This window comes from Nostoc sp. DSM 114161, from assembly GCF_052692665.1.
In genome coordinates this window covers 2430004-2440956 of sequence record NZ_CP195141.1, presented here as the reverse complement: position 1 = coordinate 2440956, position 10953 = coordinate 2430004, and the positions used below count along the sequence as shown (strand labels likewise).

Here is a 10953-nt window from a genome sequence, read left to right as displayed (position 1 = left end):
CTAACTCCCTACTCCCTATTGTTAAGAAAAAAGTTAAAAATTAAGAGTTAACAGCTAGGCACTGTGACTCCTAACTCTTAATTCTTAACTCTTAACTTATTAAGTAGTTAGTTGTACGGGTTGTTGCTGAGACACATTACCTGGTATGGGTTCTGTTTTGGTTCCAGGTTCTACAGGAACTAGTTCAATATGATTTAACAATGTAGTCACAAACGCAAACAGCAAGAAAGGCAGCGATAGCAGAACGACGAGACCTACTGTTGCTAAAGCGTATACCGGCTTCTTAGCACCCATCAGTGCCAAGGCTGATGCCAAACTTAGGGTAATTGTAATTAACCAAACAATTATTTGACCGTAGATATCACCAAAGGTCAGGGTACAGACATAGCGATAGTTTTGAATATTATTTCCGCTCATCACATTTGCCTCAAGTCTCTCCTATAGGTTCTACCTTAAAACCATGTTTGGCTTCAAGACAATTTCTAAATATTTTTGCAAGGTTCGTAATATAAGTTCATATTTGCTTTTTTATTATAAGGAAATTTTTAGATTGGATTAGGGAATATCGCTCTGAAGTTGAAGTTACGGATTTAAAGCCTAAATCAAATCAGCTAAGGAATAGTTGTGGCAGACTGAAACTCTCTGCGATCGCTCATCAGTGATAATTGATAGCTAATTGTTGATAGTTTACAGTTTTTCTCTTGAATCTGAACGCTAAAATAAACCGCATTACAGGAGTAGTTGGAGTTGTAATAACCACGTTTCCAGCGACAGCAGAAATGCCAATTTACTCGTCCAATTAAACACTGATAACCTTGGTTGTTGGGCTAGGCTAAGCTTTTATCTAAATTGATGATTGCTTCCTTTATCAGTATAAGCTTTCCTCTCAAGCACAAAAAATATAATAGTCAGTAAACTCTGGATAATTTTTGTCATCTGTTAAATTCCGGATATTTATGATGTAGTAATTAATTATTTGCTACTTCTTGTTAAGTAAATAAATCCATCAAAACCAGGATGTAAAAGTGATTTTTTGATGTTAAATTTTGAGTATTGTCCGAATTTGTTGGCTCGAATCAACAAAACCCTTTATTTTTCGCGACAATAATTGTTTTAGGAGTGAGTGAACGTGAATACAAGTTTTCTTCGTAAAGGTGTTTTTTGGTTACCAAGTATAGCTGCTCTTACAATCCTGAGTAGTGGCTTATCTGCCGTTGCCCAGACAACAGATACGGTAAGCACTCAGCCATTGACAGAGGCAGAGGCTCCGGCAGCTGTAGTGTCTGGTAATGAATTAAGTACTGAATTAGAGGCTACAGAAACAACTGAACCATCAACAGTAGCAAATGTAACTACGATTCAGCAGTTTTCTAGTGGTGGAACAGAGGAAACCCTCACGCCCATTCCAGGGACAGTGCCAACCTCATCTGCAACGCTGAATTCTGAGCCTGGGCAACCAAATTCTCAACCATCTGCCCCTAGAGTTGCACAATCAGATATCGATCTAGGTACAACTACCCGTGGCGGTAGCAGCTATGTTGGGGTTGGTGCCAACATTGGTTTGAGTGGTGACAGTTCAGCTTTAGGGGATGGCAACTTTGCGGTAATCAGCAAAGTCGGCTTAACAAATACTATTTCAGTTCGCCCAGCCGCGATATTTGGTGACAATACCACAATATTACTTCCCGTCACCTATGATTTCACCTTCCAATCAACAGATCCTTTTAGGGAACCGTTAGCCTTTGCACCTTATGTAGGAGCAGGTGCAGCTTGGAAAACTGGTGATGATTCTGAATTTGCCTTTTTACTATCTGCTGGCATTGATGTGCCTCTGAATTCTCAATTTACAGCAACAGCGTCTGTGAATGCCGGATTTTTTGACCAAACTGATGTGGGCTTGTTATTAGGTGTTGGTTACAACTTCAATGGCTTTTAAAAGTTAAGAGTTAGGAGGTAGGAGTTAGGAGTTAGGAGTTAGAAATGATGACAAGCTTACTATGATTGGTGTATTCATCGATCGCAAATTTTTCTAATTCTTGAATTCTTCTGACTCCTAAGCTCTGACTTCTCAACTCTGACGTTAGAAGTTAGTACTCCTTAACTCCTAACTCCTCACTTATAACTCCTAACTCCTAACTCCTAACTTTCTACTTAGGGGTAACTTTATCAATTACCTTAATTTTGCCGTCGTCCCCTACTGACCAGACATCGTAAACGCCGATAACATCACCGTTAGCGTCAACATCTACATTGCCACTGGCTCCTTGATAGTTAATGTCTTGACCCTTTTGCAACAACTTCAATCCCTCGCAGACATCGGTAACCTCTGTACCAGGCCCGTCAGCAACTTCACGGATATGCTTGGCTATACCAGGGCCGGTATTTTCTTTAGCAGCTTGGGCCGCCAATACTAATAAAGCAGCAGCATCCCAAGACTGGGGAGCGAATTCTCCTGGCGAACCCCCTCTTTTCTGTTGCCAGAGTTTTTTGAAAGCTTCTAATGCTTTACCATCAGAACCAGGTACTGTGCCGATGGTTCCAGATGCAATGAATTTCCCGTCGCTACCTTTGCCGACTTGACCGGGGAATTCGTCTGATTTCATCCCATCTGTGAGCATTACCTGTACGCCTTTGCTCAGACCTTGCTGATATGCTGACTTCAGTAGCAAGCTACCTGTTTCTACGTAAAAAACTCCCAAGACTGCATCCGGTTTCCCTGCAAAAGCAGCGGTAGCTTCAGTTTCAAAGGTGGTTGCTTTGGGGTCGTAACGCACAGGATTTTTTTTGTTAACTACGGTTCCGCCCAGTTTTTCAAAAGCTTGAACAAATGCCTTTTCAAAGCCGACACCATAGTCGTTATTAATTACGACGGTGGATACTCGCTTGAAACCTTTTTTAGTGGCGAGTTGGGCTAAAGCTGGCCCTTGGTAGCTATCAGGCGGAACTGTACGCGCCCAAAAACCTTTGAAGTCGCCTTTTTGTGCCTTTTCTGTAAATACAGGGCTGGTGCTACCTGGCGAAATCAACATCACTTGATTTTGAGCAGCAATTGAAACGGCGGCTGTGGAAACACTGCTAGCAAAAGAGCCAACGACACCTGCAACTTTATCTACTGATGCTAGTTTAGTCATACCAGCAGCACCGGCTTTTGGGTCTGTTTGGTCGTCTACAGCAACAAGGGTAACAGGTTGGCCGTTTACACCACCGCAAGCGTTGACGGTTTCCACTAGTAAGGGAACGCTCACTGCCATCTGCTGCCCAATAGATGCTAAATCACCTGTTGTGGGCAATAGAGAACCTATTTTCAGTCCGCTAGCTGTGGGGGTAGTTCCACCACCGTCTTCACAAGCAGCTAACAGGAACCCACTTGCGATGCTAATTATACTCAAGGTTAAGGCTGTACAAATTCTTTGCATAAGTTACTTTCACTCCTCAAAATATTTAGGAGCCTAAAAGTAGTGTTCAAACTAGATTTAGAAGTTAGCTTGACTTTATCAGGACTCCAAAGGATAAATCATAACATCCCTCTGAAGGAGTAAAAGTCCTTACTCTTTGTATAAATATTTTTCTACACACATTTTCTACACACAATGTAGTCCGAAATGTAGTCTGATATGTAGCTTAAAGTCTGAAAAACGGAGAGGGAGGGATTCGAACCCTCGGTACGGAGTTGCCTGCCGTACAACAGATTAGCAATCTGCCGCTTTCGACCACTCAGCCACCTCTCCACGGTCACGAATAATGATGTTAGCAGATATATTGGGGAGAGTCAATAGTCATTTGTCATTTGTTATTTGTCATTTGTCATTTGTCATTCGTCCTTCTTGTTTAACTGATGACCAATGACTAATGACTAATTTTGTTATTCGTTCTTCTTGTTTAACTAATGACTAATGACTAATGACCAATGACCAATGACTAATCTCACAGGACTTGCGATCGCATCCACGCTACTGGCAAAGAACGCAACTTCCGCCACTGAGGCACGTAGGCGCGTTTTGTAAAGGCATTATAATCGTTTCGTTCGATGACGCTTAAAATCCCACTGTAGTGCATCAGAGCCGCCCACACAGGCCAACGACCATCAGCAGCTAGGTAGGAAATTCCTTTTTCTGCCTTGCGATAAAACTGTCGTGCGCGAGCAATTTGAAAGCGCATCAAGGAACGCCAGCGATCGTCAACTATACCCTCGAACAAGTCCCGTTCGCTATAGTTGAATCTTGCCAAATCTTCTAAAGGAATATAAATTCGTCCGCGTCGTGCATCCTCGCCTACATCTCGCAAGATGTTGGTGAGTTGCTTGGCAATTCCCAAGGCAATTTCTTCTTCGGTAGGATTATGTGGCTGTTGTTCGCAGTTCCACGGAGCTGTATTTTTGCCAGTATCCAATCCCATGATTGCTGTGGACATCAAGCCTACAGTGCCGGCAACACGATAACAGTAAAGATATAACTCCTCGAAGGTTTCATAGCGACTTCGGTATAAGTCCATACGTTGACCGGCAATCATATCCCGAAAAGGCTCGATATCCATCGGGAACCGTTCGACTGTATCTACCAAAGCTACGTCGAAATTATCCAATGGGTGTCCAGCAAATATCGATTCTAGCTGCTGCTCCCATAGGTCTAGGGTTTCTGGCGTGGTAATGGCAGATGCAGGGCCATCGACCAGTTCATCTAAACGGCGGCACCAAGCATAGATAGCCCAAATAGCAGGACGCTTTTCCTTGCTCAGAAGCAAAGTACTGAGGTAAAAAGTCGTGGAGTATTTGGCTATGAGATGACGACAAAGTTCGTAGGACTCGTCCACAGAGACCAGCGTTTTCATGCGGGCTTTGGATTCAGGCAGTTGCAGCATTCGTTGCAGGCGGTCGAGTGAGCGTTTGCAGGTTTGAGGATTTTGCTACCGGGAAGGCCTCAGAAATCGCCTGTGCTGTCAGCTTACCAGAAAGTACGGCACCTTCCATACTGCCTAAGTAGCGTTGCATGGTGTAACTTCCGGCGAGATAGAAGTTAGCAATCGGCGTGACTTGTGCAGGACGGTACTGTTGGCGACCGGGGGTCGCTTTGTAAACTGAACGCGGCGTTTTCACCACATGAGATTTGAGCAGTTTTGCTGGGTTGTCTCCCCCAAAGTGGTCGGGGAAGAGTTTTTCTAACTCGGCAATTGTGGCGGCCACAATCTCCTCATCGGATTTGGCTATCCAATCTTTTGCCGGTGCTAGAACTAATTCCAGCATTGAGCGGTCAGGGTTGGCGTATTCACGGCAGGTATTGCTCATATCAGCATAAACGCTTAGGAGTGGCGATCGCGAAAAGAGCAAGTGATCGATTTGTGTAAGTTTCCGGTCAAACCACAGATGTAAGTTGATCACTGGCACTCCTTCTAAGCCTTCTAGCTTCTGGAAAAACTGTATTTGCTTCCAAGGGCCAGGCAAGATCGCTTTCAAGGGGTCTACTGAGATGGCAGATACGTAAGCATCAGCCGTGATAATTTCATCTTCTGCCCCATTTAACCCCCGAATCAAAAATCCTTTGACTGTGTTATCGGGGTTGAGTAAAATCTCTTTCAATGGAGCATTTAACCGTACTTGACCGCCACCTTCTGTGATGTAATCCACGATAGGGTTGCATAGACGTTCTGTGGGGGAACCATCTAAAAATGCAATCTTGGAGCCATATCGTTCTTGCAGAAAGCGATTGAGCGCAGTTAAGAGAATCGTTGCAGAAACTTCATCGGGGTTGATAAAGGTGAGGGCTTTACATGCAGCGATAAAAACGTCACTGGTTACTCGCTCATCAACACCTTGCCTTTCCAACCACTCTAGGAAACTGTATTTGTCCATGTCTTCGACATACTTTTGACCCCGAACCACTGCTGGAAGTAGGCCAACCGCAAATCGGATTTTCTGCTCCCATGTCAACATGTCTTTGTTGCGAAGAATCGACGCAATCACGTTGAATGGAGAGGGAATATCTGGAACATCAAAACGCGAGAATGTCCCAGGCTTATCTGGTTGATTGAAAATCAGTGTATGCTCTTTCCACTGGAGTCTGTCTTCGATGCCCAACTCCTTGAGCAATTGGAGCATATTCGGATATGCCCCAAAGAAGGCGTGTAACCCGGTTTCATACCAGTCGCCATCAGAGTCTTTCCAAGCCGCAACAAGACCACCCAGTACGTCCCGGCTTTCCAAGACAACGGGAGTATGACCTGCGTCTTTTAGATATTTCGCGCAGGAAAGTCCTGCTAGACCAGCACCCGCGATCGCTACTCGCATTTAACCCTACTGCCCTTCAATATTTCTTAATGGTTTTGCCGTTTTCATTATACGTTGCAATCCGTTACATTTAGTAGCCGTTGTGAGATCGCTTTCCCAAAAAACTTGTTTAAAGGGGAATTTTGCCTGATACACACGCATCTAGGCAACCATTGTTGACAATGGCTTTGCTGCCTTGATTTTATCTAGATTTAGACTACCAGATGTCGAGAAACAAAAGTCATTACCTATGACTAAAAAAACTAGTTATTAACTGTTGTCTCTAAGCAGTTGATTTCTTTAGATAATTCGTGTACTTCTTCTTAAGAAACGTGGGGAGTGGTGAGTAGGGAGTGGGGAAAGAAAGTGTTTCATTCATTCATCAGGGCAAACGCAGTACTGGTGGAACCCTTGTCAATAAATATTTGGCCCATCGCTAAATATTGCAATAATGTAATAATAAATACTCTTTTTGTTTTTAATTAAGTATTTTAACTGTTTTAATTGACTTGCATGTATGTAATTTGAAATTAAATGAAAAAGTATTAGCACCTGAAATTAGAGGTTAGTTGCGATCGCACAATCAAAATCAAATACATTTGAGTAGAGCAACTGCTCTTAAATCGTGCTGCATCCCATAGTCAGTTCTGGCAAATTCTAGTTGTAATATCAAACGATCTTGATGAGTAGGAGTAATTCCTTTATGGAAACAAAGCGGATCTTCCACAAATCCAAAACCAGCTTTGCCACAAATTTTTACTAAAGATTCAGAACCATAATAATTGATGATATCTTCATCTGTTTCTCGTTTGCGTAGCCAGAGGTGCGACCATTTTTTATTCTTATGGCTACCACGAACACAAACATGAGGCCCGCTGCGATCGTCTACATCAGTTAAATAAAAGAAAAACTTCAGAAAACGATAATCGTCAAGGTCGTAGTGAAACAACTGAGCAGCTTGACTTTGTTCGAGATATGTTGCGTTGCCTGAAAAACTCCACCACATCAAATTCCCTTGATGTATAGGTTTAGCATCTAAAAACGCAGCCGCTATTGCCAATAATTTTGGATCGTTTTGGAGCTTTCTTATAGCAGGGCAAAGCAAACCCGTATTAAAATAACTGCCAATTATAAAGTTTTTTTCTGACTTAGTTTGCGCTTGTTCCTTGTTATGGTAAAAGAAACCCATATCTGTTTTTCGGTTACCATAGCAAGGTGTTGAATAGGCAAATTCCACTATTTCTTGAACAATATTTTCAGGCAGTTGAATTCCCGAATATATGCCTTCAGCTTTTAGATGTTTAACAACGTCATCTACATTTACATCTGGAAAACAAGAATTGCTTTCATGAAAATATAATTTAGCTGAGCGTTTTAAGAAATAAATCATAATAGCTCGTCCAATTTTAAATCTAGCAATCTTACGCATCAAAAGCCATCTAGGATTTTTAGTCAATCCTTTGTAATTTTCGTAACAAATATTATAAATTTTGGAAGTAATTCTATCGAGACAGTTATTAAATAGACTTATTGACATAAATCTCCCGATATGAAGACAACAGTATGCAATGCCTGTAGCAAGCACTCTTGGGTCTACACAAAAATGCTTTTGCTGAAAAACTCTTTTAGAACTACGTAAGTAATACCATGTAATTGGTATCTTAATTATTAAAATTCAATAAATATATTTACTTAAGAATATATTTAACTGTTTCTTAAAGTCACGTTTTTTACAAGAGTTGCTGAAAGTTTAAAGAAAATTGGGAATTGGGCATTTCGAGTGCTGTTAGCTTTCTTCGGGGCGTTTAGGCGGTGTTGGCCGTTGGCTGAGGAGTAAGAAGTTATTCTCCTTACCTCTTGTCTCCTTTGGCGTTCCCCACTTCGATAAAAGTATAGGATTAGGGTTTATATTGTTTGCTACACAACTATAGGTAAAGGATTATGGCACGATCGCAGGAGCTAAATTGCTTTGGGCACCACCTGATTCTAGGTATTTCTGGCACTACGTTAAGTGATGAAGATAAACGCGCACTCAGTGAATTAAAGCCTATTGGGGTGATATTTTTTGCTAAAAATTTTCTGGATGGCACTCCGTATGAGGTGTGGCTAGAAAAATTCAAGGATCTGAACAAACAAATACGAGAATATACTGAACGTAATTCAATGTTTGTCACTTTGGATCATGAAGGAGGTCGTGTTATTCGCACGCCATTACCGATTACGCGATTTCCTCACGCATTGTTGTTGCGATCGCACGCCTACGAAGTAGCAAAAGCAACAGCTATTGAGCTAAAATCTCTTGGCATAAATTTATCTTGGGCCCCTGTAGCAGATATTTTCTCCCATCCCAATAATCCTGTAATTGGGTCTCGTGCCTTTGGTCGCACTCCTGAAACTGCTGCTCAAGGTGCCCGTGACTACTACCTTGGACTCCGAGATTCAGGAATTATCGGATGCGCCAAGCATTTCCCCGGACATGGAGATACTAGCCAAGATTCTCACATCGAACTGCCAACACTCGATTTAACCTTAGAAGACCTGCGACTTCGAGAACTTATACCTTTCAAAACTCTCATAGAAGTACAGATTCCTTTAGTTATGACTGTCCATATCTTATTTCCCAAGATAGATCCGCATGTACCAGGAACGCTTTCTCACCCTATTCTCAAAAACATACTTAGGAAAGAACTTGGCTTTAAGGGAGTCGTTGTTTCTGACGACTTAGATATGAAAGCAATTTCAGATATGTTTACTCAAGCTGGTACTGTGGCGCGGTCATTTAATGCAGGCTGCGACCTGTTTATTGTTTCGCGGAATATTAATTCGTCATCTATTGAAAGAACTTATCGAATTGCTGAAGATTTTGGCGATTCTTTAAGTAACGGTAGCTTACATGAATCAGTTGTGGAAGCAGCTAGAGAAAGAATTGAGAAACTACTAGCAGTAACACCGCAATATCCCGTGCAGGCTTTGGATAAAGATGTACTATTGCAACATGCTCAACTGGCGATCGCAAGTTGCTATTCATAAATGGGTGGTATAGGGGTCGAACCTATTTCTGCGGGTTAAAAGCCCGCTGCACAGCCGGTATGCCAACCACCCTAGTTAATTTGAATCAAGAAATGAGCAAGTGGGATCGTATTACATCGCAAACCTTGTAACACTAAACTTAGATATAAATCCACCAGGGAGGTACTGCCCCTCCTATTTCTGTGTTATCAGCACAGCGCCTCGCTTTTCGGCTTCAGGTGGAAAAGATTGCTGAATCTAGACTGTGAAATTTTTAGATTGATTTTTTTTAGCCCAGTAACCCCTTGGAGGTCTAGGAATACCGTATTTTTTGCACCACTTAGCAATTGCAACATCAGATACTCCAAACTTCTGACTCACCTCAAGAACAGAAGTTTCCCAAATCATCTTTTGTAGGTCTTCCTTAGAGGGACGCTCAACTTTTCTAGATTTAAGGAAAACTCTGTCTTTTCCTATTAAAGTCGCACCAGAATCTTTATCAGTTCGCTGCCTATTGAGTAACACTTTCGTTGATGTATCCTCAACCGAATTACTAAATTCTACGGTTAATTCATTAGCCTCTATTAAGTCCTTAGCTATGTCCTTGTTAGAGTGGCAGATGCGTTGTGGGTTAGTTAACTCTGATATAGAAAGAAGTTTAGATTGATGTACTGTTTTTTCTCTCAAAGCAATATAATTTTTCCCAGCAACTTCAGAAGAATGTAGAAAGCATACTTTGTCAAGAGGCTCTACATATACAGCAAGAACATCACAAGATGCAAAATCAAAAGGAACTATGCGATTTCCTGTGCGATTAGAGCGTACACTGGCAATCTTTACTTCCCACGATCCCCACTTGCTTAGTCTTTGGGTAGTTTTCACATTAACTCTGTACAAGTAACCATCTTTGTAGGCTACTAAATCAAAAGGTGCCTTACCTGTTGTTTGAGTAAAAACGTGAAAGCGATGCCTACTTAGCTCTGCTGCTACCTTGCTTTCTCCCAAACTACCCAGCCAAGTTTTGTTGTCCACTTAAATTTTTCTTAATTGTTGTTTCCCCAGTATCTAATACTGTGTGCTGAGAATCAACAAACAAGTATAGCCTCCTTATGTTTTATCGTACAGAGGAAGATGGAGGAATCGAACCCCTACAGTTGCCCGTACTCCAAGGTTCAAGCTTGGTTGCCGTCCATTCAGCAGCATCTTCCATTCAGGGGTGTCTGACGGGACTCGAACCCGCTGTTACTGGTTCCACAAACCAGCGCCTCGACCACTTTGGCTTCAGACACCATAAGTGGAATCAATGGGACTTGAACCCATGACCTCCTGCTTGCAAGGCAGGCGCTCTAGCCAACTGAGCTATGACCCCATCAAAAAAGTAATAAGTAAAAAGAAAGAGGAATAATTAAATTCATTCTTTTGACTTTTAACTTTTGACTTGTGTCAGGCGGGAGTGGTAGGACTCGAACCCACAGCTTTCGAGGTAGAAACTCGATGCTCTATTCCATTGAGCTACACTCCCAAGATTTGGTAGTCCTGGCAGGAATTGAACCCGCAACGTTCTTCTTGTAAGGAAGACACTCTACCAATTGAGCTACAGGACTACGCAAGCGAGTGGAGGGACTTGAACCCACGCACTGAGTATGGCGTACTCAGATGCTACCGATTACATCACACCCGCAAGT

The 10953-nt window shown here is 42.2% G+C and carries 8 protein-coding genes and 7 tRNA genes; 2 read left to right on the top strand and 13 right to left on the bottom strand.

Annotation, left to right across the window (positions count from 1 at the left end; genetic code table 11):
• Positions 1-99 precede the first annotated feature (99 nt).
• Positions 100-417, bottom strand: a complete 318-nt coding sequence (locus tag NSTC745_RS10560) for a hypothetical protein (RefSeq protein WP_445637089.1) — start codon at positions 415-417, stop codon at positions 100-102.
• Between the two features lie 712 nt (positions 418-1129).
• Between NSTC745_RS10560 and NSTC745_RS10555 the strand changes: the two genes are divergently transcribed.
• Positions 1130-1936, top strand: coding sequence for a hypothetical protein (locus NSTC745_RS10555; RefSeq protein ID WP_445637088.1), 807 nt, complete (start codon positions 1130-1132; stop codon positions 1934-1936).
• A gap of 211 nt (positions 1937-2147) precedes the next feature.
• On the opposite strand, the gene NSTC745_RS10550 is transcribed toward NSTC745_RS10555, so the two are convergent.
• From NSTC745_RS10550 to NSTC745_RS10530, 5 genes are all read right to left on the bottom strand, one after another.
• Positions 2148-3416, bottom strand: coding sequence for an ABC transporter substrate-binding protein (locus tag NSTC745_RS10550; RefSeq protein WP_445637087.1), 1269 nt, complete (start codon positions 3414-3416; stop codon positions 2148-2150).
• Between the two features lie 220 nt (positions 3417-3636).
• Positions 3637-3728 (bottom strand) — tRNA-Ser (locus NSTC745_RS10545).
• A 196-nt stretch (positions 3729-3924) separates the two neighbouring features.
• Positions 3925-4857, bottom strand: a complete 933-nt coding sequence (gene crtB, locus NSTC745_RS10540; protein WP_445637086.1) for a 15-cis-phytoene synthase CrtB — start codon at positions 4855-4857, stop codon at positions 3925-3927.
• Entirely contained in the window at positions 4841-6280 is a 1440-nt protein-coding gene (gene pds / locus NSTC745_RS10535; protein WP_445637085.1) for a 15-cis-phytoene desaturase, read from the bottom strand. The genes crtB and pds overlap by 17 nt, the downstream gene beginning before the upstream one ends.
• Before the next feature lie 568 nt (positions 6281-6848).
• Positions 6849-7796, bottom strand: coding sequence for a phytanoyl-CoA dioxygenase family protein (locus tag NSTC745_RS10530; RefSeq protein WP_445637084.1), 948 nt, complete (start codon positions 7794-7796; stop codon positions 6849-6851).
• Between the two features lie 404 nt (positions 7797-8200).
• Between NSTC745_RS10530 and nagZ the strand changes: the two genes are divergently transcribed.
• Positions 8201-9289 (top strand): beta-N-acetylhexosaminidase, encoded by a 1089-nt coding sequence (gene nagZ / locus NSTC745_RS10525; protein WP_445637083.1) that lies wholly within the window; start codon positions 8201-8203, stop codon positions 9287-9289.
• A gap of 1 nt (position 9290) precedes the next feature.
• On the opposite strand, the gene NSTC745_RS10520 is transcribed toward nagZ, so the two are convergent.
• The 7 genes from NSTC745_RS10520 to NSTC745_RS10490 form a co-directional block, all read right to left on the bottom strand.
• Positions 9291-9361: transfer RNA gene (locus NSTC745_RS10520), tRNA-Lys, on the bottom strand.
• Positions 9362-9526: 165 nt separating this feature from the next.
• Complete coding sequence (locus tag NSTC745_RS10515) at positions 9527-10273, bottom strand: group I intron-associated PD-(D/E)XK endonuclease (protein WP_445637082.1); 747 nt, start codon at positions 10271-10273, stop codon at positions 9527-9529.
• 210 nt (positions 10274-10483) lie between these two features.
• Positions 10484-10557, bottom strand: a tRNA-His gene (locus NSTC745_RS10510).
• 6 nt (positions 10558-10563) lie between these two features.
• A tRNA-Ala gene (locus NSTC745_RS10505) sits at positions 10564-10637 on the bottom strand.
• A 79-nt stretch (positions 10638-10716) separates the two neighbouring features.
• A tRNA-Arg gene (locus tag NSTC745_RS10500) sits at positions 10717-10790 on the bottom strand.
• 6 nt (positions 10791-10796) lie between these two features.
• Positions 10797-10872, bottom strand: a tRNA-Val gene (locus tag NSTC745_RS10495).
• A 5-nt stretch (positions 10873-10877) separates the two neighbouring features.
• A tRNA-Gly gene (locus tag NSTC745_RS10490) sits at positions 10878-10949 on the bottom strand.
• Positions 10950-10953 lie beyond the last annotated feature (4 nt).

Coding starts and splice junctions, on each gene's coding strand:
- NSTC745_RS10560 (WP_445637089.1), bottom strand. CDS start 417: ATGAGCGGAAATAATATTCAAAACTATCGCTATGTCTGTACCCTGACC.
- NSTC745_RS10550 (WP_445637087.1), bottom strand. CDS start 3,416: ATGCAAAGAATTTGTACAGCCTTAACCTTGAGTATAATTAGCATCGCA.
- crtB (WP_445637086.1), bottom strand. CDS start 4,857: ATGCTGCAACTGCCTGAATCCAAAGCCCGCATGAAAACGCTGGTCTCT.
- pds (WP_445637085.1), bottom strand. CDS start 6,280: ATGCGAGTAGCGATCGCGGGTGCTGGTCTAGCAGGACTTTCCTGCGCG.
- NSTC745_RS10530 (WP_445637084.1), bottom strand. CDS start 7,796: ATGTCAATAAGTCTATTTAATAACTGTCTCGATAGAATTACTTCCAAA.
- nagZ (WP_445637083.1), top strand. CDS start 8,201: ATGGCACGATCGCAGGAGCTAAATTGCTTTGGGCACCACCTGATTCTA.